Origin of the sequence: Rubrivivax sp. JA1055, from assembly GCF_020966565.1 — a bacterium.
In the GTDB taxonomy this organism is placed as follows: Bacteria; Pseudomonadota; Gammaproteobacteria; order Burkholderiales; family Burkholderiaceae_C; genus Rubrivivax; species Rubrivivax benzoatilyticus.
The window spans coordinates 540665-563818 of sequence record NZ_JAJKFP010000005.1 but is presented as its reverse complement, the minus strand read 5'-3'; the positions used below and the strand labels follow the sequence as shown (position 1 = coordinate 563818).

General features: G+C 71.2%; 19 protein-coding genes. 13 read left to right on the top strand and 6 right to left on the bottom strand.

Annotated elements, in window-relative coordinates; all coding sequences use genetic code 11:
* Nucleotides 1-2: 2 nt before the first annotated feature.
* From LOC65_RS09290 to LOC65_RS09280, 3 genes are all read right to left on the bottom strand, one after another.
* Nucleotides 3-881 carry an EamA family transporter gene (locus LOC65_RS09290; protein WP_230247315.1) on the bottom strand — a complete coding sequence of 293 codons (879 nt, stop codon included), beginning with the start codon at nt 879-881 and terminating at the stop codon, nt 3-5.
* Nucleotides 882-904: 23 nt separating this feature from the next.
* Complete coding sequence (locus LOC65_RS09285; RefSeq protein WP_009858278.1) at nt 905-1996, bottom strand: diguanylate cyclase domain-containing protein; 1092 nt, start codon at nt 1994-1996, stop codon at nt 905-907.
* A 67-nt stretch (nt 1997-2063) separates the two neighbouring features.
* Nucleotides 2064-2609, bottom strand: a complete 546-nt coding sequence (locus tag LOC65_RS09280; protein ID WP_230247285.1) for an Lrp/AsnC family transcriptional regulator — start codon at nt 2607-2609, stop codon at nt 2064-2066.
* Nucleotides 2610-2751: 142 nt separating this feature from the next.
* Here LOC65_RS09280 and LOC65_RS09275 point away from each other — a divergent pair, with 142 nt between their 5' ends.
* The 8 genes from LOC65_RS09275 to LOC65_RS09240 all read left to right on the top strand — a co-directional run bounded on the left by LOC65_RS09275 (nt 2752) and on the right by LOC65_RS09240 (nt 12948).
* The gene (locus tag LOC65_RS09275; protein ID WP_230247284.1) at nt 2752-6330 is read left to right on the top strand and encodes an indolepyruvate ferredoxin oxidoreductase family protein; all 3579 of its coding nucleotides are present in this window, start codon (nt 2752-2754) and stop codon (nt 6328-6330) included.
* Nucleotides 6331-6340: 10 nt separating this feature from the next.
* Entirely contained in the window at nt 6341-7195 is an 855-nt protein-coding gene (locus tag LOC65_RS09270) for an NUDIX hydrolase family protein (RefSeq protein ID WP_230247283.1), read from the top strand.
* A 104-nt stretch (nt 7196-7299) separates the two neighbouring features.
* A complete protein-coding gene (locus LOC65_RS09265; protein WP_230247282.1) occupies nt 7300-7836 on the top strand; it encodes a cytochrome b in 537 nt (178 codons plus the stop codon).
* A 24-nt stretch (nt 7837-7860) separates the two neighbouring features.
* On the top strand, nt 7861-8451 hold the full coding sequence (locus LOC65_RS09260; protein ID WP_009858273.1) for a YceI family protein: 591 nt from the start codon (nt 7861-7863) through the stop codon (nt 8449-8451).
* A gap of 35 nt (nt 8452-8486) precedes the next feature.
* A complete protein-coding gene (locus tag LOC65_RS09255) occupies nt 8487-9056 on the top strand; it encodes a YceI family protein (protein WP_230247281.1) in 570 nt (189 codons plus the stop codon).
* Nucleotides 9057-9224: 168 nt separating this feature from the next.
* A complete protein-coding gene (locus LOC65_RS09250) occupies nt 9225-10346 on the top strand; it encodes a TRAP transporter substrate-binding protein (protein ID WP_230247280.1) in 1122 nt (373 codons plus the stop codon).
* A gap of 94 nt (nt 10347-10440) precedes the next feature.
* On the top strand, nt 10441-11055 hold the full coding sequence (locus LOC65_RS09245) for a TRAP transporter small permease subunit (RefSeq protein ID WP_029718441.1): 615 nt from the start codon (nt 10441-10443) through the stop codon (nt 11053-11055).
* Nucleotides 11056-12948, top strand: a complete 1893-nt coding sequence (locus LOC65_RS09240; protein ID WP_230247279.1) for a TRAP transporter large permease subunit — start codon at nt 11056-11058, stop codon at nt 12946-12948.
* Between the two features lie 39 nt (nt 12949-12987).
* Here the strand turns inward: LOC65_RS09240 and LOC65_RS09235 are convergent, their stop codons facing one another.
* Nucleotides 12988-13488 carry an Rrf2 family transcriptional regulator gene (locus LOC65_RS09235; protein WP_009855469.1) on the bottom strand — a complete coding sequence of 167 codons (501 nt, stop codon included), beginning with the start codon at nt 13486-13488 and terminating at the stop codon, nt 12988-12990.
* Nucleotides 13489-14007: 519 nt separating this feature from the next.
* On the opposite strand from LOC65_RS09235, the gene LOC65_RS09230 reads away from it, so the two are divergent.
* From LOC65_RS09230 to LOC65_RS09220, 3 genes are read left to right on the top strand one after another with little or no spacing between them, the layout of a single operon-like run.
* Nucleotides 14008-15459, top strand: a complete 1452-nt coding sequence (locus LOC65_RS09230) for a sensor histidine kinase (RefSeq protein WP_009855470.1) — start codon at nt 14008-14010, stop codon at nt 15457-15459.
* 19 nt (nt 15460-15478) lie between these two features.
* Nucleotides 15479-16309, top strand: a complete 831-nt coding sequence (locus LOC65_RS09225) for a LytTR family DNA-binding domain-containing protein (protein WP_009855471.1) — start codon at nt 15479-15481, stop codon at nt 16307-16309.
* Nucleotides 16310-16311: 2 nt separating this feature from the next.
* On the top strand, nt 16312-16842 hold the full coding sequence (locus tag LOC65_RS09220) for a redoxin family protein (RefSeq protein ID WP_230247278.1): 531 nt from the start codon (nt 16312-16314) through the stop codon (nt 16840-16842).
* On the opposite strand, the gene LOC65_RS09215 is transcribed toward LOC65_RS09220, so the two are convergent.
* Nucleotides 16839-18869, bottom strand: a complete 2031-nt coding sequence (locus LOC65_RS09215; protein WP_230247277.1) for an ATP-dependent helicase — start codon at nt 18867-18869, stop codon at nt 16839-16841. The two genes, LOC65_RS09220 and LOC65_RS09215, sit on opposite strands and share 4 nt — an antisense overlap.
* A gap of 260 nt (nt 18870-19129) precedes the next feature.
* Between LOC65_RS09215 and LOC65_RS09210 the strand changes: the two genes are divergently transcribed.
* Entirely contained in the window at nt 19130-20734 is a 1605-nt protein-coding gene (locus tag LOC65_RS09210) for an alpha-amylase family glycosyl hydrolase (RefSeq protein ID WP_230247276.1), read from the top strand.
* Between the two features lie 111 nt (nt 20735-20845).
* On the opposite strand, the gene LOC65_RS09205 is transcribed toward LOC65_RS09210, so the two are convergent.
* Nucleotides 20846-21730: an SHOCT domain-containing protein gene (locus tag LOC65_RS09205; protein ID WP_230247275.1), complete on the bottom strand. Its 885-nt coding sequence runs from the start codon at nt 21728-21730 to the stop codon at nt 20846-20848.
* Nucleotides 21731-22017: 287 nt separating this feature from the next.
* On the opposite strand from LOC65_RS09205, the gene LOC65_RS09200 reads away from it, so the two are divergent.
* Complete coding sequence (locus tag LOC65_RS09200; protein ID WP_230247274.1) at nt 22018-23133, top strand: ABC transporter ATP-binding protein; 1116 nt, start codon at nt 22018-22020, stop codon at nt 23131-23133.
* The last annotated feature ends 21 nt before the right edge of the window (nt 23134-23154 follow it).

The window sequence follows — 23154 nt, the reverse complement described above, 5'->3', positions numbered from 1 at the left end:
CTTCAGCCGCGCGCCAGGCGTTCGCGCAGCCGCGGCCAGAACAGGTTCAGCGCCAGCCCGGACATCACCAGCGCCGCCGCCGCCAGCTTCCAGCCCGGCAGCGGCTCGGCCAGCAGCAGCGCCGAGGCGCCCATGCCGAACACCGGCACCAGCAGCGCCATCGGCACGACGGTGGCCGCCGGGTGGCGCGCCAGCAGCCAGCCCCAGGCGGCGTAGCCGAACAGCGAGTTGCCGACCGACTGCCAGGCCACCGCCGCCCAGGCGCCGGCATCGGCGTGGGCCAGCGCGTGCACGATCAGCTCCGGCCCTTCGAGCCACAGCGACAGCGCCGCCAGCGGCGGCAGCGCGAACAGGCTGGACCAGACGACGTAGCCCAGCATGTCGACCTTGCCGCTGTGGCGCGCGACGAGGTTGCCGCCGGCCCACGAGGCCGCGGCGCAGAGCACCAGCGCCAGCCCGAACGGTGTCGTCTGCGCGTCGGTGTGCCAGGCGATGACACCGATGCCGGCCACCGCCAGCGCCAGCGCGCCCCACTGGAACAGGCGCACGCGTTCGCCGGCGAGCACGATCGCCAGCCCGATCGTGAAGAACACCTGGGTCTGCACGACCAGCGACGCCAGCCCCGGCGCGATGTGGCCGCGCATCGCGACGTAGAGCAGGCCGAACTGGCCGGCGCCGATCAGCACGCCGTAGGCCGCCAGATGGCGCCAGGGCACCGGCGGCCGGCGGATGAAGAAGGCAGCCGGCAGCAGCACGAAGGCGAAACGCAGCACCGCGAACAGCAGCGGCGGCAGCGTCGCCAGTGCCAGCTTGATGACGACGAAGTTGGTGCCCCAGACCGCGACGACGGCCAGCGCCAGCAGCAGGTGGCGGCCGGGCAGGCCGCCGTGCCCCGCCGCCGCCGTCACGCGACGACCACCCGGCTCTCGCCCTGGCGCAGCGCGTCCTGCAGCGCCTGCTCGGCGCGTGCGATGGTCTGCTCGACGGTCTCTCCGGCATGGTGTTCGGCGAGCCCCGCCGAGAGGCTGAAGCGCAGCAGCGGCGCCTCGGTGAGCACACGCGCGCCGGCCACGGCCTCGCGCAGGCGGTCCAGTCCGGCGCGTGCCAGCGACGCGCGCGTGTCCGACATCAACAGCATGAAACGGGCATCTTCCCAATGGGCCAGCACGTCGGCGACGCGCACGCGGTGCGCCGCCTCCTGGGCGATGCCGCGCAGCAGCCGCGTCTCGCCGCCGTCGCCGAGCGCACGCGCCTCGGCGGCGAAGTCGTCGATCTGCAGCATCGCGATGCAGAAGGTGTGGCCCGAGCGGATGCAGCGCTGGTGCTCCTGCTCCATCAGCTCGACCATGTGGCGGCGGTTGATCAGCCCGGTGAGCTCGTCACGCGTGGCGAGCTGGCGGATGCGCTCGAGCGCGGCGCTCAGCTCCTCCTTCTGCTCACGCGAGATCTGGCGCAGCCGCGACAGCCGCGCGGCGAGGATCGAGGCCGCCGGCATCATCGTCGCCACCATTAGGAAGTGGCCCAGCTCGATGGCCGGCGGGTAGCGCACCGGGTCGGCCAGCGCCATCGCGGCCATCGTCGCGCCGAGCACGGCCACGCCGAAGACGCAGACCCCGGCCATCTGGCGCATCGTCGACTTGAACATGCCGTACATCAGGATGACCATCACGACCGGGAACACGCCGCCGCGGCCGGGGCCGAGCAGCGCGTAGGCGGCGGCGCTGCAGGCGATCGCGAAGTCCATCTGCAGCACCGACAGCGAGGGGTCGGCGAGGCGCTCGCTCCAGCCGCTGCGGATCGCCGCGTACAGCGCGGCCATGCCGGCGAAGGCGACCGCCGTCCAGACCGCGACGCCGGTGGCCGAGGCGACGCCGATCCAGACGAAGTAGTGCATCGCGGCGATGCCGGCGCACATCGTCGACATCGCCAGCAGCGACTGCAGCAGCCGCGCCCGGCGGACCGGGTCGGGTGTCAGCAGTGCATCGAGCAGACGCATCGGCCGCAGGATCCTCGAGGAATGACGTCAGCCCCCGAGGGTATCGCACTCGCGCGTCCGCGCGGGCTCAGAGCCGCGACAGCAGGTGCGACAGCGGCAGCGCCGCACCGGCCTTCACCTCGCCGAGCGAGAAGCTGGTGTGCAGGTCCTTCACGTTGGGCAGCTTGAACAGCGTCTGCATCGTCCAGCGCGAGAAGGCGTCGAGGTCGGTGGCGACGACGTGCAGCTCGAAGGTGCCGGCGCCGCTGATGTAGTGACAGGCCACGACCTCGGGCAGCGCCGCCAGCGCCTGCTCCAGCGCCTGCGTCGCCTCGGCGTTGTTGCGCTCGGCGTCGATGCGCACGAAGGCCAGCACGCCCAGGCCGACGCGGCGGCGGTCGATCTCGGCGCGGTAGCCGGTGATGTAGCCCTGCTGCTCGAGCCGGCGAACGCGCCGCCAGGTCGGCGCCGGCGACAGGCCGATGCGTGTCGCCAGCTCGGCGTTGGACAGGCGCGCGTCGTGCTGCAGCGCCGCCAGGATCGCGAGGTCGTGGCGGTCCAGGCCCTGGCGCGAGGCGTCGACGGGCTCGGTCTCGCCGCTCGTGGTTTTCCCTGAAACGGCGGTTTTGAGCACGAGTCTTTCTCCTACTGACCGATTGGCGAAACCAGATTGCCCAAATCGTCGCCGACACGGCAAGACCCGGAAAGACAGGGCGAACCCTGCTGCCTACACTGGTCCGCGACCATCGGTCCGCCAGAGGCCGGCAGGAGACGAGATGAACGCACCGATGAGCGATGCGGTCCGCGAGGCGCTGGCCCGCGTGTCGCTGGACGACAAGTACGCGCTGGAAAGCGGCCGCGCCTTCATGAGCGGCGTGCAGGCGCTGGTGCGGCTGCCGATGCTGCAGCGCCGCCGCGACGAGCTCGCCGGGCTGAACACCGCCGGCTTCATCAGCGGCTACCGCGGCAGCCCGCTGGGCGGCTACGACCAGGCGCTGTGGGCGGCAAAACCGCACCTGGAGGCGCAGAACATCGTCTTCCAGCCCGGCGTCAACGAGGAGCTCGGCGCCACCGCGGTCTGGGGCACGCAGCAGCTCGACCTGTTCCCCGAGGCGAAGAAGTTCGACGGCGTGTTCGGCCTCTGGTACGGCAAGGGCCCGGGCGTGGACCGCTGCTCGGACGTCTTCAAGCACGCCAACATGGCCGGCACGGCGCGCCACGGCGGCGTCGTCGCGATCGCCGGCGACGACCACGTCGCCAAGAGCTCGACCGCGGCGCACCAGAGCGACCACATCTTCAAGGCCTGCGGGCTGCCGGTGTTCTTCCCGGCCAGCGTGCAGGAGATCCTGGACCTGGGGCTGCACGCGATCGCGATGAGCCGCTTCAGCGGCCTGTGGACGGCGATGAAGACGATCCAGGACATCGTCGAGAGCAGCACCACCGTCGACATCGACCCGGGCCGCGTGCGCATCGTGCTGCCCGAGGACTTCACGATGCCGCCCGGCGGCCTGCACATCCGCTGGCCCGACACGCCGCTGGAGCAGGAAGCGCGGCTGATGGACCACAAGTGGTACGCGGCGCTGGCCTACGTGCGCGCCAACCGGCTGAACCACGACGTCGTGCGCGGCCCGCACGACCGCTTCGGCATCATCGCCAGCGGCAAGGCCTGGAACGACACGCGCCAGGCGCTGGCCGACCTGGGCCTGGACGACGCCGTCTGCCGCGCACTCGGCATCCGGCTGCACAAGGTCGGCGTCGTCTGGCCGCTGGAGGCGACGACCACGCGCGCCTTCGCCGAAGGGCTGCAGGAGATCCTCGTCGTCGAGGAGAAGCGCCAGATCATCGAGTACCAGCTGAAGGAAGAGCTCTACAACTGGCGCCCCGACGTGCGCCCCAACGTGCTCGGCAAGTTCGACGAGCCCGAAGGCGACGACAGCGGCGGCGAATGGAGCCGGCCCAACCCGAGCGAGAACTGGCTGCTGCGCGCCAAGGCCGACCTGACGCCGGCGATCATCGCGCGCGCCATCGCCCGGCGGCTGAAGAAACTCGGCGTGCCGGCCGACGTGGCCGCGCGCATGGACGCCTGGCTGGCCGTGGTCGACCGGCGCGAACGTGAACTGGCCGCCGCCGGCCCCGACGCCGGCGCGCGCCCGCCGTGGTTCTGCAGCGGCTGCCCGCACAACACCAGCACCCGCGTGCCCGAAGGCAGCCGCGCGCTGGCCGGCATCGGCTGCCACTACATGGCGACCTGGATGGACCGCGCGACGACGACCTTCTCGCAGATGGGCGGCGAAGGTGTCGCCTGGGTCGGCCAGGCGCCGTTCTCCAAGGACGGCCACGTCTTCGCCAACCTCGGCGACGGCACCTACTTCCACAGCGGCATCCTGGCGGTGCGCCAGAGCATCGCCGCCGGCGTCAACATCACCTACAAGCTGCTCTACAACGACGCCGTCGCGATGACCGGCGGCCAGCGTGTCGGCGAACGCCCCGAAGGCCATTCGGTGCCGCAGATCGTCAAGAGCCTGGTCAGCGAAGGCGTGGCCAGGCTCGTCGTCGTCACCGACGAGCCGGCCAAGTACAGCGGCGTGCTGCTCGAGCCGGGTGTCACGGTGCACCACCGTGACGAGCTCGACCGGCTGCAGCGCGAGTTCCGCACGCTGCGCGGCACGACGGTCATCGTCTACGACCAGACCTGCGCCACCGAGAAGCGCCGCCGCCGCAAGCGCGGCACGATGGCCGAGCCGGACTCGCGGGTCGTCATCAACGAACTGGTCTGCGAAGGCTGCGGCGACTGCAGCGTGCAGAGCAACTGCCTGTCGGTCGAGCCGCTGGAGACCGAGTTCGGCCGCAAGCGCCGCATCAACCAGAACAGCTGCAACAAGGACTTCTCCTGCGTGAAGGGCTTCTGCCCGAGCTTCGTCACCGTGCAGGGCGGCACGCTGCGCAAGCCGGCGCCGCAGGCGCGGCCGACGCTGGACGCGTTGCCCGCGGTGCCCGAGCCGGTGCTGCCTTCGGCCGAACAGGCCTGGGGCATCCTCGTCGCCGGCATCGGCGGCACCGGCGTCATCACCCTCGGCCAGCTGCTGGGCATGGCCGCGCACCTGGAAGGCAAGGCCGTCATCACGCAGGACGCCGGCGGCCTGGCGCAAAAGGGCGGCGCCGCCTGGAGCCATGTGCAGATCGCCGAACACCCGGAACTGCTGCGCACGAGCAAGGTCGACACCGCCAAGGCCGACCTGCTGATCGCCTGCGACGCGATCGTCGCCGCGTCGAAGTCGACGCTGGCGACGCTGGCCCCGGGCCGCAGCGCCGTCGTGCTGAACACCCACGGCACGCCGACCGCGGCGCTGATGGGCAACCCCGACTGGCAGTCGCCCGCCGGCGCCTGCGAGGCCGCGCTGCGTGCCAGCGTCGGCGACGCCGCGCTCGGCGCCTTCGACGCCGAGCAGGCCGCCGAGCGCCTGCTCGGCGAGACGATCTACACCAACCCGCTGCTGCTGGGCTACGCCTGGCAGATGGGCCGCATCCCGCTGTCGCGTGCGGCGCTGATGCGCGCGATCGAGCTCAACGGCGTGCAGGTGCAGAAGAACCAGGCGGCCTTCGAATGGGGCCGGCGCTGCGCCCACGACCTCGCCGCCGTGCAGTCGCTGACCGCCGCGCGCCAGGTCATCGACATCGTGCGCCGGCCCTCGCTGGACGAGATCGTCGCGCGCCGCGCCGACTTCCTCGTCGGCTACCAGGACGCGGCCTACGCCGCCGACTACCGCGCCTTCGTCGAGCGTGTGCGAGAGGCCGAGCGGCCGCTGGGCAGCAGCAAGCTCGCCGAAGCCGTCGCGCGCTACCTCTTCAAGCTGATGGCCTACAAGGACGAGTACGAGGTCGCGCGGCTGCACAGCGACCCGGCGTTCCACGCCAGGCTGGACACGATGTTCGAAGGCGACATCAAGCTCGTGCACCACCTGGCGCCGCCGATGTTCGCGTCGCGCAACGAACGCGGCGAGCTCGTCAAGCGCCGCTACGGGCCCTGGCTGCACCACGTCTTCCCGCTGCTGGCGCGCCTCAAGCGCCTGCGCGGCACGGCGCTCGACCCCTTCGGCCGCAACCCCGAGCGTGTCGTCGAGCGCCGGCTGATCGCCGACTACCGCGCCACGATCGAGGAGGTGCTCGCCGGGCTGGACGCGGCGCGGCTGCCGCTGGCGCTGGAGATCGCGCGCCTGCCGGAAGACATCCGCGGCTACGGCCACGTCAAGGAACGCCACCTCGCCGCGGTTCGCCCGCGCTGGGAGGCGCTGCTGGCGCGCTGGCGCAGCAACACCCCCGCGCCGGTCACGCAGGTGGCCGCCAGCGCCCGATAGACTGGGGCGCATGAAAGCCCCGGCGCCATCGACCTGGTACGCACTCGGCGCCGCGATGCGCGCCGACCTGCGGCGAGTGCCGTTCATCGTCGGCGACCTCGTCGTCGGCGCGGTCGCGGCAAACGAACTGGCCGCGCTGGCCGCCTTCGACGAACTGCAGGTGCAAGACGACGGCGTCGTGCTCGCCGTCGCGCCCGAAGAACGCGACGCCGCGCTGGCGCGCGTCAACGGCGCCTTGCGCGACGCCGGCCGGCTGCGTGGCTGGCGCGACGAGCTGTTCCCGCTCTACGACCCGGCGACGCTGACCGTTCTGGCGCACTTCGAACGCGCCGCGACGCGCTACTGGGGCACGCTGACACTCGGGGCGCACGCCACCGGCTGGGTCGCCGGGCCCGACGGCCGCCCGGCGGCGCTGTGGGTCGCGCAGCGTTCGTTCACCAAGTCCACCGACCCCGGGCTGCACGACAACCTGATCGGCGGCGGCGTGCCGATCGGCCAGACGCCCGAAGAGACGCTGGTGCGCGAAGCCTGGGAGGAAGCCGGCCTCACGCCCGCGCTGATGGCGGCCCGCCGCCCCGGCCGCGTGCTGCGCACCGCGCGCGACATCCCCGAAGGCCTGCAGCACGAGCTGATCCACGGCTGGGACCTCGAGCTGCCGGCCGGCGTCGTGCCCTGCAACCAGGACGGCGAGGTGCACGCCTTCCGCCTGCTGGACGTCGAGGCCGCGCTGGCGCTGGCCGCCACCGCGGCGATGACGGTCGACGCGGCGCTGGTGACGCTGGACTTCGCGGTGCGCCACGGCCTCGTCGACGACGAGGCCACGCTGGCGCGGCTGCAACCGCTGGTCGTCGGGCTGTCCGGCTAGGCGCCGTCAAGGCCCGGCAGCGACCGGGCGCTTTCACCTGGGCTCACCGGGGCGATCAAATCCGTTGAACCGTCGCGCGGGGGCCGGCCGGAATACTGCCGGACATGACGCACCCCGCCCGCTACGACGCCGTCGCCGTCGCCTTCCACTGGCTGCTGGCCCTGGCCATCGTCGGCGCCTTCTGCGTCGGCGTTTACATGGCCGACCTGCCGCTGTCGCCGACACGGCTGAAGCTCTACAACTGGCACAAGTGGGCCGGGGTGCTGATCCTCGCCGCCTCGGCGGCACGCCTGCTGTGGCGCCTGGCGCACCGCCCGCCGGCCGACCTGCCGGGCCCGGCCTGGCAGCAGCGTGCGGCGCACGCCGTGCACTGGGCGCTGTACGCGCTGTTCTTCGCGGTGCCGCTCTCGGGCTGGGCCTACAGCTCGGCCGCCGGCTTCCCGATCGTGCTCTTCGGCGTGCTGCCGCTGCCCGACTTCGTCGCCGCCGACCGCGCCTTCGCCGAGACCATCAAGCCGCTGCACGGCCTGCTGGCCTACACGCTGGCCACCGTCGTCGTGCTGCACGTCGCCGCCGCGGTCAAGCACCAGTTCATCGACCGCGACGGCCTGCTCGAGCGCATGCGCTTCGGCCGCCGCTGACCCGTCACCCGAGAAAGACCCACGATGTCCTCCTCCCTGCTCTCCCGCACCACCGCGCCGCTGGCCCTGGCCGCCGCGCTGCTGGCCACACCCTGGGCCGTGAAGGCCCAGACCCCCGCGACGCTGGTGCCGGCCGCCAGCGAGATCGCCTTCACGACGACGCCGATGGGCGTGCCGGTCGAAGGCCGGTTCGGCAAGTTCTCGGCCCAGGTCGCGCTTGACCCGAAGAAGCCCGAGACCGGCAAGGTCGTGCTGACGATCGACACCGGCAGCGCCCGTTTCGGCACGCCCGAGCTCGACGGCGAGATCGGCAAGCCGGTGTGGCTGTCGACGGCCAAGTTCCCGCAGGCCACGTTCCAGTCGACGCGCATCAGCGCCGCCGGCGGCGGGCGCTTCCAGGTCGCCGGCAAGCTGACGATCAAGGGCGCGTCGCAGGACGTCGTCGTGCCGGTGCAGGTCACGCAGGCCGGCGGCACCAGCACCGCCACCGGCACGCTGAAGATCAAGCGCCTGGCTTTCAAGGTCGGCGACGGCGAATGGGCCGACACCTCGATGCTCGCCGACGACGTGCAGATCCGCTTCAAGCTCGCGCTCACCGGCCTGGCGCCGCTGTGAGCTTGCGTTTTCCCCACCTGCAACCAGGAGTCCCGATGAAGACCTTCGCCACCGCCGCACTGCTCGCCTCCGCCGCCTTCGCCGCCCAGGCCGAGCCCGTGACCTACAAGGTCGACGCGACCCACGCCGCCGCCTTCTACGAGATCGGCCACTTCGCGACCAGCACCAACCGCGGTCGCTTCCCGGTCAAGGAGGGCAGCGTCACGATCGACCGCGCGGCCAAGGCCGGCAAGGTCGACATCACGCTGGACATGGCCGGCGTCAACAGCGGTGTCGCGGCGATGGACAAGCACCTGCGCGGCAGCGACTTCTTCAGCACCGACCAGTACCCGACGGCGCGTTTCGTCGCCGACCGCTTCGAGTTCAAGGGCGACAAGGTGGAGAAGGTCCACGGCTCGCTGACGATGCTCGGCAAGACGCACCCGGTGACGCTGGAGGCCGAACGCTTCAACTGCTACCAGAACCCGATGCTCAAGCGCGAGGTCTGCGGCGGCGACTTCGAGACCACGATCAAGCGCAGCCTGTGGGGCGTGAACTACGGCCTCGAGTACGGCTTCGCCGACGAGGTCGAGATGCAGATCCAGGTGGAAGCCGTGCGCCAGTAAGGCTCGCCGCGTCCCGCCGACACAGGGCCGCCGCGTGCGGCCCTGTTCCGTTTCGCGACACGCGCGGGCGCGGGGAACAGGGGGTTACACCGGGTTGCCCGCGATCAAGCCGGCCTGAATAGTCGTCCAGCCGCCCGCAGCAGACGGGCGATGTCCAGGAGACCCTTCATGCACGACGCCTCCCCGCCGGCCCCCCGCCGCCGCCGATTCCTGAAGAACGCCGCCGCCGGCGCCGCCGGTGCCGGCGCGCTGGCCGCACCGATGGTCGCCACCGCGCAGACCGTCACGCTGCGCTTCCAGAGCACCTGGCCGGCCAAGGACATCTTCCACGAGTACGCCCAGGACTTCGCGAAGAAGGTCAACGACATGGCCGGCGGCCGGCTGAAGATCGAGGTGCTGCCGGCGGGCGCCGTCGTGCCGGCCTTCCAGCTGCTCGAAGCCGTCGCCAAGGGCACGCTGGACGGCGGCCACGGCGTCATGGCCTACCACTACGGCAAGAACACCGCGCTCGCTCTCTGGGGCTCGGGCCCGTCCTTCGGCATGGACGCCAACATGCTGCTGGCCTGGCACAAGTACGGCGGCGGCGACGCGCTGCTGGCCGACATCTACAAGAGCCTGAACATGGACGTGCGCTCGTTCCTGTACGGGCCGATGCCGACGCAGCCGCTGGGCTGGTTCAAGAAGCCGATCGCACGCGTCGAGGACCTGAAGGGCGTCAAGTTCCGCACCGTCGGCATCGCCGTCGACGTCTTCACCGAGATGGGCGCGGCGGTCAACCCGCTGCCCGGCGGCGAGATCGTGCCGGCGCTGGACCGCGGCCTGATCGACGGAGCCGAGTTCAACAACGCCAGCTCCGACCGCGTGCTCGGCTTCCCCGACGTCAGCAAGGTCTGCATGCTGCAGAGCTTCCACCAGAGCAGCGAGCAGTTCGAGATCCTGTTCAACGGCGCCAAGTACAACGGCCTGCCGGCGGACATGAAGAAGATCATCGAGCACGCCGTCGAGGCCTCCAGCTCGGACATGAGCTGGAAGGCGATCGACCGCAACTCCAAGGACTACATCGAGCTGAAGACCAAGGACGGCGTCAAGTTCTACAAGACGCCCGACGCGATCCTGCGCGCCCAGCTCGCCGCCTACGACAAGGTGGTCGAGAAGAAGTCGGCCGAGAACCCGTTCTTCAAGCGTGTCATCGAGAGCCAGCGCACCTTCGCGCAGCGCGCCGGCGCCTGGCAGAAGGACTACGGCGTCGACATGAAGATGGCCTGGAACCACTACTTCGCGCGCGGCTGACGCGGCCGGCCTTCCCCCAGCCAGGCCACCGGCGGCCCCGGTGGCCTTTTCTTCGGTCTCTCGGTCCTCGCGACCGCCCCTCCCGAGGGAGTCGATGCAATCCTTGCTGCTCGCGGTGGACCGCCTGTCCACCTGGATGGGCCAGCTGTTCGCCTGGACCATCGTGCTGCTGACCTTCGGCATCAGCGCCGAGGTGTTCTCGCGCTACGTGCTCAACGAACCGCACGACTGGGCGCTCAACGGCCAGATCATGCTCTACGGCGCGCTGTTCATGATGGCCGGCGCCTACACGCTGGCCAAGAACAACCACGTGCGCGGCGACGTGCTCTACGGCTTCTTCCGCCCGCGCACGCAGGCCGCCGTCGACCTCGTGCTGTACCTGCTGTTCTTCCTGCCCGGCATCGTCGCGCTGACCTGGGCCGGCTGGACCTACGCGATGGAGTCCTGGGCGATCCGCGAGAAGACCTTCTCGGCGACGCCGCTGCCGCTGTATCCGTTCAAGTTCGTCATCCCGCTGGCCGGCGCGCTGCTGCTGCTGCAGGGCGCGGTGGAGATCGTGCGCTGCGTGCTGTGCCTGCGCGACGGCCGCTGGCCCTCGCGCGGCGAAGACGTCGAGGAGGTCGACGTCGACAAGCTGAAGGCGATGGTGCACGTGAAGGACGAGGACATCGCCGAGCTGGACCGCTACGTGCAAGCGAAGGAGCGCTGAGTGAAGCTGCGCAAGGAACTTTGGTTCGGCTTCACGCTGATGGCGCTGATCCTGGCCGGCATCGCCGTCGTGCTCGGGCGTGCCGAGACCATCACCAACGGCCACCTCGGGCTGCTGATGCTGGCGCTGATCGTCATCGCGATCATGCTCGGCTTCCCCACGGCGTTCACGCTGATGGGCATGGGGATGATCTTCACCTGGCTGGCCTACGAGCGCGACACCGGCAAGACGCTGGACCTGATGGTGCAGTCGGCGTTCAAGGTGATGAGCAACGACGTGCTGATCTCGATCCCGTTGTTCGTCTTCATGGGCTATCTGGTCGAACGCGCCAACCTGATCGAGAAGCTGTTCAAGAGCCTGCACCTGGCGATGGCGCGGGTACCGGGCTCGCTGGCGGTGGCGACGCTGTTCACCTGCGCGATCTTCGCCACCGCCACCGGCATCGTCGGCGCCGTCGTCACGCTGATGGGGCTGCTGGCGCTGCCGCAGATGCTCAAGAGCGGCTACGACATCCGGCTGTCGGCCGGCGCGATCACCGCCGGCGGCTGCCTGGGCATCCTGATCCCGCCGTCGGTGATGCTGATCGTCTACGGCGCGACCGCCGGCGTGTCGGTGGTGCAGCTCTACGCCGGCGCCTTCTTCCCGGGGCTGATGCTGGCCGGGCTGTACGTGCTGTTCGTCATCGGCGTCGCGCTCATCAAGCCGGGCTGGGCGCCGCCGCTGGCGCCCGAGCTGCGCACGGTGCGGCTGCCGCTGGCCACCGCGCGTTTCGCCGAAGGCGCGCAGCGTGCGCTGCCGGCGCTGCTGCAGGCACTCAAGGGCCGGCGCAACGCCGACGTGCCGACCGGCCATCTGCTGCGCCAGCTCGCGGTCGTGCTGCTGCCGGCGCTGGTGTTCGCGCTCGTCGCCGTCGGCGCGCACCGGGTCGTGACCGCGCCGGCAGCAGGCCCGGCGCCGGCGATCGAGGGCCTGACCGAACTCGGCGCGGCGGGCGACGCCGGCGGTCTCGCCGAGCCGCCGGCCGGCGGCCTGGAGGAGCCGCCCGGCAGCGCCGATCTGTCCGAGCCGCCCGGTGCCGAGGCGCTGGGCGAGCCGCCGGGCGCGGAGGCCGCGGCGCCACCTGCCGAAGCGCAGGCCCGCAGCGCCCCACGCGGCTACTGGATCGGCGTCGGCACCGGCGCGGTGGCGCTGCTGGCCTTCTACGCGCTGCTCAGCTTCCAGCGGCTCGAGATCTTCAAGATGCTGCTGAGCTCGTTCTTCCCGCTGATGGCGCTGATCATGGCGGTGCTGGGCTCGATCGTCTTCGGCCTGGCGACGCCGACCGAGGCCGCGGCCGTCGGCGCGCTCGGCGGCTTCGTGCTCGCCGCGGCCTACCGTCAGCTGACCTTCAACGTCGTCAAGGAGAGCGTGTTCCTGACGGCCAAGACCAGCGCGATGGTGTGCTGGCTGTTCGTCGGCTCGGCGATCTTCTCGTCAGCCTTCGCGCTGCTGGGCGGGCAGGAGCTGGTCGAGCAGTGGGTGCTGTCGATGAACCTGACGAAGACCGAGTTCCTGCTGCTGTCGCAGGTGCTGATCTTCATCCTCGGCTGGCCGCTGGAGTGGACCGAGATCATCGTGATCTTCATGCCCATCTTCGTGCCGCTGCTGGACCACTTCGGGGTGGACCCGCTGTTCTTCGGGCTGCTGGTCGCGCTGAACCTGCAGACCGCCTTCCTGTCGCCGCCGGTGGCGATGGCCGCGTTCTACCTGAAGGGGGTCAGCCCGCCGCACGTGACGCTGAACCAGATCTTCGCCGGCATGCTGCCGTTCATGGGGATCCAGATCATCGCCATCGCGCTGCTCTACGCCTTCCCGGCGATCGGGCTGTGGCTGCCACAGTTGCTGTACCGCTGAGGCCGGGCGGCGGGGCGAACCCCGCCGCCTGTCGAACGGTCAGTCGGCCAGCGAACGCGCGAAGGCGAACACCGAGTTCGGCGCGCGCGTCGTCACCGCACGCGGCGCCGGACGCGGCATCGCCAGCGCGCGGCGGCGCGGCGTGACGTCGATGTCGACACCCTTGGCACGCTGCTCCTCGAGCAGCGACTCCAGCGTGATGCCGGACATGTGCTGCATCATCACCGCGTCGAGTTCGGACCACAGCGCCTGGCCGGGCGTGACCTCGGCGGCCGGCGCCGGACGGTCCTCGACCGCGGAGACGACGTCGGCGATCGTGATCGCGTCGGCGCGGCGGCCGAGCGTGTAGCCGCCGCCCGGGCCGCGCGTGCTCTCGACGAGCCCCTGGCGACGCAGGCGGGCGAACACCTGCTCCATGTACGACAGCGACACCTGCAGCCGGCCGCAGATGGCCGCCAGGGCCACGGGGCCGGCCTGCTGGCGCAGGCCGAGGTCGACGAGGGCGTTGACCGCGAATCGGGTGCGGGTGCTCATGCGCATGGCAGGTTTCCTTTCTTGGGTCCGACGGAGAATCTAGGGCCGCATTCACTTCGTGTAAATGCGATATTTGAATCAGCAAGCTTCGCTTTTCTCGAAGGATCTTCTTCGAGCACCTGCTCGGGTACCGGGGCACGGCACGCACCCCGGACGGCCTGCGGCGCCCTCGGGCGGCGTCTGGCCGTCCCACGGAAGACCGCCCCCGGCGCGGTTGGTTCCGCACAATCGGCCGACAGCCCCCAAGGCGCAGGTGAGTGCATGCTCACACCCGAGCCGCCGACACCGAGACACCGCTTGCGGGAAGCGTCTCGGTGGCGGAGGAATACGCAGGACATCGGCGGCATCGGGTGGCTGGAGCGAGCATCTGCGCTACAGAAGGCCGGCGCGGGGTAAAAGTTCCCCTTCGTCTTGTCGGACATCGCCGCATCCTGTCGCCCTCGGCTGCAGCGCGTCGCCCGACGGTGGCACCACGACGGTGCCTGCGTACAGTGCTCCCATCGCCCACGGCGCGCCCCGATCACCATGAGTTCCGCCTACCGCTATCAAGACGACATCGACTGGGCGCGGCTGCGCGACCAGACCGTTCGCGCCTTCCACGTCTACGCGAACTGGCTGGTCGGCATCAGCTGGAAGCGTTTCGTCGTGCTGTCCATCCTGCTGCTGGTGGCCGCCTCCATCCTCGAGGAGATGCCGCCGTTCCGCTGGACGGTCACCGAGACGATCGAGAACGACCGGCCGGCCCGCCCGGCGCGCAAGCCGGTCGAGCCGCCGGCGCCGCCCGCGCCGCCGGTGGTCGCAGCGCCGCCGCAGCCGGCCTCCGGCGCCTCCGCAGGCACCGGCGGGTCGCTGGACATCCGCATCGACGAACACGGCATCCGTATCACGCCCAAGGACGCCGAGCCGGCCGCCCAGGCGGCGTCGGCCGCGGCCTCGGCGGCCGAGATCGCGCAGAACGCCGCGTCGACGGCCGACGACGGCATCACGATCAACGTGCCGGCCAACGTCGACCGCGAAGCCATCCGCGAGGCGATCCAGGAAGCGCGCGACGCGATCCGCGAGGCCATCGAGGACCAGAAGCAGGCCGCCCGCGACGCCGCCGAAGCCGCACGCGAAGCTGCCGCCGCCGCGCGCGAGGCGGCGGCCGAGGAGGACGTCGTCATCGACAGCGGCGGCCGCCGCGTGCGCCGCATCCACTGGGGCGACTTTCTCAGCGACCTGGCACTGCTGTGGATCATGGGCTCGGCGCTGATCAAGGCGACCTACAAGGGCCGCATCCAGGCCGAGGCCAAGGCCGCACAGGCCACCGAGACCGCCGAGGCCGAGGCGCTGCGCCGCCAGGTCGTCGAGGCGCGCATGGCGGCGATGCAGGCCCAGGTCGAGCCGCACTTCCTGTTCAACACGCTGGCCTCGATCGACCACCTGATCGAGACCGACCCGCAGCGCGCCAGCCAGATGCAGAAGAACCTGATCGCGCTGCTGCGCGCCAGCATGCCGACGATGCGCGAGACCAGCGACGGCGGCGTGCGCGAGCTCGGCCGCGAGATCGCCGTCATCCGCCCCTACCTGGAGATCCTGAAGGTGCGCATGGAGGAACGCCTGGCCACGGTGGTCGACGTGCCCGACGGCCTGCTGTCGGCCGAGTTCCCGCCGATGATGATCCAGACCCTGGTCGAGAACGCGATCAAGCACGGCCTGGAGCCCAAGCCCGAAGGCGGCTCGCTGACGGTGCGCGCCCAGGTCGTGCACGGCAAGCTGCAGGTGACGGTGGCCGACACCGGCCTGGGCTTCGGCAAGGCCGCGACCGCCGGCACCGGCGTCGGCCTGGCCAACGTGCGCGAACGCCTGCAGATGCTCTACGGCGGCAAGGCCACGCTGGCGATCACCGAGAACCAGCCCGGCGGCACGGTGGTCACGATCACGGTACCGTACCGCCCGGTCGAAGGCGCGGCGACGGCCGCCGCCGCCACGGCCTGAACCCCGTCAGGAACCCACGATGAACGACAACGCCCCCGTGCGCGCCGTGCTCGCCGACGACGAGCGCCTGATGCGCGACCAGCTCCGCGCCCGCCTGGCCGAGGTCTGGCCCGAACTCGAGATCGTCGCCGAGGCGCGCAACGGCCTCGAAGCCGTCGAGCTCGTCGGCCAGCACCGCCCGGACATCGTCTTCCTCGACATTCGCATGCCGGGGCTGACCGGCGTCGACGCGGCGCGCCAGATCGCCCAGCTGCCGCCGCGCGACGGCGGCGACGACGACGAGCCGCTGCCGGAGATCGTCTTCATCACCGCCTACGACCAGTACGCGGTCGAGGCCTTCGAGCAGGGTGTCGCCGACTACGTGCTCAAGCCCGCCGAGCGCGAGCGCCTGCAGCTCACCGTCGAGCGGCTGCGCAAGCGCCTGGCGGCGCGCCGCGGCGACGGCGACGAGGCCCCGACCGGGCCGAACATGCAGCAGCTGCTGCACCGGCTGGCCGCCCAGCTGAACCCGGCGGCCGCACCGCGTTACCTCGAGTGGATCCAGGCCGGCGTCGGCAACGCGATCCAGATGATCCCGGTGCAGGACGTGCTGTTCTTCGTCAGCGACGAGAAGTACACGCGCGTGCAGACGGCGCAGGTCGAGGCGCTGATCAGGAAGCCGATCAAGGAGCTGGTCGACGAGCTCGACCCGCAGCGCTTCTGGCAGATCCACCGCAGCGCGCTGGTCAACGTCAACGCGATCTCGGGCGTCACGCGCGACTTCCGCGGCCGCCAGATCGTCAGCGTGCGCGGCCACCCGCAGAAGCTGGAAGTCAGCCGCAGCTACAACGGCCTGTTCAAGGGCATGTGAGCGTGACGCGGCGCCGGGTGGTGCTCGGAGCCGCCGGCGTGGCGGTGCTGGCCGTCGGCGCCGGCGAGCTGATGCGCCGCTTCGGCCCCGCCGGGGCGTCACCGCTCGTCGACGAACCGGCGCCACCGCTGGCCGGGCCGCGGCTGGACGATCCGGCGGCCGCGTGGTCCTCGGCCGCGCTCGCCGGCCGGCCCTGGCTGCTGAACTTCTGGGCCTCGTGGTGCGCACCGTGCCGCGACGAGCATCCGCTGCTCGTGACACTGGCGGCCGAGCGCCGGCTGGCGATGGTCGGCGTCACCCACCAGGACCGCCGCGACGCCGCACGCGGCTGGCTGGCGCGCCAGGGCAACCCGTACCAGACCGTGCTCGAAGACGCCGACGGCGCGCTGGCCGCGCCCTGGCGGCTGCCGGGCGTGCCGGCGACCTTCGTCGTCGACGCCGCCGGTCGCGTGCGCTTGCGCCGCATCGGCGCGCTGCGCGCCGCCGACCTCGACACCTGGGTCAGGCCGCTGCTGAAGGAGCTGGGCGTCTAGGAGTCAGCGCTCGGCGCCGGCGCCGAGGCCTTGGCCGCGAGCGCGGCGCGCAGCTTGGCCAGGCGTTCGCGCGGATCCTCGCGGCCGGTGGACTCGTTGAGCTTCATCTCGGCGATGAAGCGGCTGGGCACTGCGGCGACGAGTTCGCGCCCCTTCTTGCGCCGGCGCAGCGTGCTGACGACCAGCGTGCGCCGCGCGCGCGTGATGCCGACGTACATCAGCCGCCGCTCCTCTTCCAGGCGCTCGGGCGTCATCTCCTCCTCGCCGGCGCGGAACGGCAGCAGGCCTTCGTTGACGCCGGCCAGCACGACGTGCGGCCACTCCAGGCCCTTGGAGGCGTGCAGCGTCGACAGCGTGACGACGTCCTGGTCCTCGCTGCGTTCGGCCAGGCTGATGATGACGGCGATCGTCTGCGCCACCTCCAGCACCGTCTGCTCGGGCCGGTCCTCGTCGCCGCCGGCGCGGCGCGCGATCCAGTCGACGAAATCGACGACGTTGCTCCAGCGCGAGGCGGCGATCTTCTCGCTCTCCTCGCCGTCGTGCAGGTGGCGCTCGTAGCCGATGTCGGTGAGGAACTCCAGCATCAGCTTGCGCGCCTCCTCGCCGCCGCGCGTGTGGCGCGCGCGCTCCTCCAGCGCGTTCACGTAACGGCCGAACTCGTGCAGCGAGTCGATCGCCTTGCCCTTCAGCGCGGTCTTCAGCGTCGGCGAGAACAGCGCCTCGAACAGGCTCACCTTCCACTTGCCGGCGAACTCGCCCAGCGAGGCCAGCGTCTGGTGGCCGATTCCGCGTTTGGGCGTCGTCACGGCACGCAGGAAGGCCGGGTCGTCGTCGGGATTCACCAGCAGGCGCAGCCAGGCGCAGAGGTCCTTGATCTCGGCGCGGTCGAACCAGCTCTGGCCGCCCGAGACCTTGTACGGGATCTGCGCCTGACGCAGCTTCTGCTCGAGGATGCGGGCCTGGTGGTTGGCGCGGTAGAGGATCGCGAAGTCGGCCCAGGCGATGCGCGCGTCGGCGCCACGCAGCGCCTGGATGCGCGCGACGGCGCGTTCGGCCTCGTGCTCCTCGCTGTCGCACTCCAGCAGCCGCACCGGCTCGCCGTCGCCGAACTCGCTCCAGAGCTTCTTCTCGTAGATCTTCGGGTTCTGCGCGATGACGTTGTTGGCAGCGCGCAGGATGTTGCCGGTGGAGCGGTAGTTCTGCTCCAGCGGAATGACCTTCAGCCGCGGGAAGTCCTGCGGCAGGCGCTTCAGGTTCTCGATCGTCGCGCCACGCCAGCCGTAGATGCTCTGGTCGTCGTCGCCCACCGCGGTGAACGGCGTGTGCTCGCCGACCAGCGCCTTCAGCAGCTCGTACTGCACGGCGTTGGTGTCCTGGTATTCGTCGACGAGGATGTGGCGGAACATGCCCTGCCACTTCTCGCGCGCCTCGGCGTCGCGCGCCAGCAGCTTCAGCGGCAGCGAGATCAGGTCGTCGAAGTCCACCGCCTGGAAGGCCGCCAGCCGTTCCTCGTAGCGCTTCATGACGACGGCGGCGACCCGCTGGTCCTCGTCGGCGGCGGCGCGCGCCGCGGCGTCGGCGTCCAGGCCCTGGTTCTTCCAGAGGCTGATCGTCCACTGCCAGCTGCGCGCCACCGCGTTGTCGTTGCAGCCACCGGCCTCGCGCAGCACGCCCAGCACGTCGTCGCTGTCGAAGATCGAGAACTGCTCCTTCAGGCCGAGGCGAGAGCCGTCGGTCTTCAGCAGACGCACGCCCAGCGAGTGGAAGGTGCTGATCGCCAGCTCCTTGGCGGCGCGGCCGCCGACGATCTGCTTGGCACGCTCGCGCATTTCGGCGGCGGCCTTGTTCGTGAAGGTGATGGCCGCGATCTGGCGCGGCTCCAGCCCGGCCTGCAGCAGCCGCGCGATCTTGTGCACGATGACACGCGTCTTGCCCGAGCCGGCGCCGGCCAGCACCAGACACGGGCCTTCCAGGTGGTGGACGGCGGCGAGCTGGGCGGGGTTGAGCGTGGCGGGAGCTTCGGCCATCGGGGGCGGTGTCGGGGGCGGGCGAAAGGGGCGCGCATCATAGGCCTTGGCCGCCGGCCGTGCCGGGCCCGCGGCACGGCGCCGCTGCCGCCGGCGACCACAGCATGTTGCTTAAATACACGCCGCCGCCGACGTCGGGGAAAACACCAGGGCCGCAAGAGCGCCAACCCACCTGGGTCGCACGGGTTCGCCGACGAAGTTGGTGAAGCGACGGTGTAGCAGGACTACAGTCCGACACACCACCATTGTTCGTCCGAATCATGTCCACGCCCCTCCGCGCCTTCCGCCTGCCCGCCGTCGCCGCCGCGGCCGCCCTGCTCGTCGCCTGTGGCGGCGGCGGCGGAGGCGGCGACGCCCCGCTGCCCGACGTCGACACCAGCAGCGTCACCGCCGCCGACCCCGGCAGCCCGCTGGCCGAAGGCTGGCAGCGCCGCGGCATCGCCCAGGTCTTCGTGCGCAGCTACCAGGACAGCGACGGCGACGGCAAGGGCGACCTGCAGGGCCTGATCTCGCGCCTGGACTACCTGCAGGCGCTCGGCGTCGGCGGCATCTGGCTGATGCCGGTCACCGCCAGCCAGGACGGCGACCACGGCTACGCGGTCAAGGACTACCGCGCGATCGAGCGCGACTACGGCAGCGTCGCCGACCTCGAGGCGCTGGTCGCCGCCGCGCACGCGCGCGGCCTGGGCGTCATCGTCGACTACGTGATGAACCACAGCGCCGCCCAGCACCCGGCCTTCGTGAACTCGCGTGCCGGCAGCACCAACACCTTCCGCGACTGGTACGTCTGGCAGAGCTCGCGTCCGGCCGGCTGGAACATCTACGGCGGCGACCCCTGGCGCTCGGCCAACGGCAGCTGGTATTTCGCGCCGTTCTGGGACCAGATGCCCGACTTCAACCTGCAGAACACGGCGGTCGTGGCCTGGCACCACGACAACCTGCGCTTCTGGCTGAACCTGGGGGTCGACGGCTTCCGCTTCGACGCCGTCGGCAACCTGGTCGAGAACGGCCCGGCAGCCTGGGAGAACCAGCCGCAGAACCACGTGCTGATGGCCGGGGTGCGCGACCTCGTCGGCGGCTACACCCGCCGCTACATGGTCTGCGAAGGCCCGAGCGACCCGGCCGGTTACGCCGCCAGCTGCGGCAGCGCCTTCGCCTTCGGCTACCAGGGCCAGCTGATCGCCGCGGCCAAGGGCGACACGGCGGCCGTCGCCGCCGTCGCCGCCTACCCGGTCACGGCGCCGGCCGGGGCGGCGACCTTCCTGTCCAACCACGACAGCTTCGCCGGCCAGCGCCCCTGGGACCAGTTCGGCGGCAACGTCGCGCAGTACAAGCTCGCCGCGGCCACCTACCTGCTGCAGCCGGGCGTGCCCTTCGTCTACTACGGCGAGGAGATCGGCATGGCCGGCGCCTCGACGCTGGACGGCGACGCCAAGCTGCGCACGCCGATGAGCTGGACGGCCGCCGGCGGCTTCACGACCGGCACGCCGTACCGGGCACGCTCGGCCAACGCCGCGACGCAAAACGTGCAGGCCCAGGCCGCCGACCCGGACTCGCTGCTCGCGTTCTACAAGGCGATGCTGGCGCTGCGCGGCGAGCGGCCGTCGATCTCGGCCGGCGACTACCTGCAGCCGCAGGCCAGCGGCACGCTGCTGAGCTTCCAGCGCACGCAAGGCGGCGAGCGCACGCTGGTGGTGCTGAACTACGGCACGAGCAGCGCCACCGCCACGGTCACCGGCCTGCCGGCCAGCGCGACGCTGGGCAGCCTGTACCCGAGCGGCGGCGGCGACACCACGGCCAGCGCCGGCGGCGAGGCCTCGATCACGATGGCCGCGCGCTCGGTGCGTGTGTTCGACGTGCGCTGAACCGGCGCGGGCGCTGGACGCCGTCCGGCGTCCAGACTCAGCCCTCGGGCGTGAAATCGCGCTCGGCCCTTCGGCAGGCGCAGGACGCCTCCCGGCGCCCTGCGTCCGGCCTCAGAGCTGCTGCAGCACCTCGTAGCGCTTCTGCCGGTACTCCTCGTCGGTGATGAGGCCGTTGTCGTGCAGACGCTTGAGGGTGCGCAGCCGCTGCTCCTGATCCTCGTAGAAGCCCGCGTCACGCGGACGCTGCGGCGCCGGGGCCGGGGCGGCCGCCGGCGGGACGGCGGCGCCCGCCGCCGCGGGCGCCACCGGCGCGGCCGCAGCGGGAGCCGTCGTCGCAGCCCGGGGGGCCGGCGCCGCGGCAGGCGCCACCAGCAGCGACACCCAGTCGGCACGCACGCTGCGGCCGTTGGGCGCAGCGATGCGCACGCCGGCGTCGACCGGCGCCGCGCGGCGGCCAGGCTCGAACGCGACGCGCACGCCGGTCGCCAGGTACTGGCTCTCGAACGGCGCCCAGACCATGCCGGCGATCAGCTGCAGGCCGTCGGCGCTGCGGAACACGCGCCCGGTGGTCACGGTGCGCGGCACCAGCGGCCCGAAACCGCCGTGACGCCCGGTGACCGCGAACGCGACGTCCTGCCCGGGCTCGGCCTGGGCCAGCGCCTTGGCCAGCGCCGGCGCGAGCACGTCGAGCTCGTCGGCGGTGAACAGCTCGTCATCCTTGACGGCGTTGCGCAGCGGCACGAGCAGGGCCCGCAGCTGCTCCGAGGGCACGACGGCCGGGTGCAGCGACGGCGCCGCACCGGGTTCGGCGCGCTCGATGCGCACGTAGTCGTGGGTCGCCGCCAGCACCGTCGACACCACGCGGTCGGCGCTGCTGTCGCGCAGAAAACGCTCGCTGCGCCCACCGGGCGCCTGGGCGAACGCGATCGAGGCGGCGCAGGCCAGCACGGCCGCGCAGGACACCGGGCGCCAGGCGCCGGACGGGAACGCACGCATCGACAAGCTCCTCATGTCTGGAGACGGCCAGTGTCGCACCCCGCGGCCCCGGGCGGCATGGCGCCGCCGCGACACGGCCGAGGGCGAGCCGCCGTAACAATCCTACATCAGCCCGCGGGGTATCACGCTAAGTCCTTGATTCGCAACGATTGACAAAGCCAACCAATAGAGTAAACCCGGTTTCATCGAGGTACACCGATGTATATTCTCTACATCGGCATGCGCCAGGAGCGCAAGGGTCGTGGTGGTCGAGCCCGATCCGGGGCGCGATGGCGGAGGTGCGAGAGGTGGCAGACGTCCGGTTGACGAACGTGAACAAGGCTTTCGGCGAGACGAAAGTGCTTCACGACATCAATCTGGAGATCCACGACGGCGAGTTCATGGTCTTCGTCGGGCCCTCGGGCTGCGGCAAGTCCACGCTGCTGCGCGTGATCGCCGGGCTGGAAGACATCACGTCGGGCGAGTTGCGCATCGGCGGACGCGTCGTCAACGACGTGCCGCCGGCCGAGCGCGGCATCGCGATGGTCTTCCAGTCGTACGCGCTGTACCCGCACATGACGCTGTACGACAACATGGCCTTCGGCCTGAAGCTGGCCAAGATGCCGAAGGACGAGATCGACCGCGCGGTGCACGGCGCGGCGAAGATCCTCAACATCGAGCACCTGCTGGACCGCAAGCCCAAGGCGCTGTCCGGCGGCCAGCGCCAGCGTGTGGCGATCGGCCGCGCGATCGTGCGCAAGCCCGAGGTCTTCCTCTTCGACGAGCCGCTGTCCAACCTGGACGCCGCGCTGCGCGTGCGCATGCGCTACGAGTTCGCCAAGCTGCACGAGAGCCTGAAGACGACGATGGTCTACGTCACGCACGACCAGGTCGAGGCGATGACGCTGGCCAACCGCATCGTCGTGCTGTCCACCGGCAAGGTCGAGCAGGTCGGCGCGCCGCTGGAGCTCTACGAGTACCCGGTGAACCTCTTCGTCGCCGGCTTCATCGGCTCGCCGAAGATGAACTTCATCAGCGGCGAGATCGTCTCGGCCGACGCCAGCGGCGCCAGCGTGCGCCTGCCGTCCGGCGCCGTGCTGCGCGCCGAGGTCGACGCCGCCGCCGCGCGGCCGGGCGACAAGGTGACGCTGGGCGTGCGCCCCGAGCACTTCGAGCTCGGCGCGGCGCACAACACGATCGAGGTCGAGCTGACCTTCGTCGAGTCGCTGGGCAGCCAGACGCACGGCTACGTCAACTGCGCCGGCGTCGACGAGGCGATGACCTGCGAACTCGGCGGCGGCTCGACCGCAATCGCCGGCGACCGGCTGAAGCTGGGCATCCCGCCGTCGCACTGCCACCTGTTCGACGCCGAGGGCCGCGCCTTCCGGCGCCTGTACCGCCTGCCGCAGCGCGAGGCCGCCTGACGGCACCCCGCCCCGCGACGC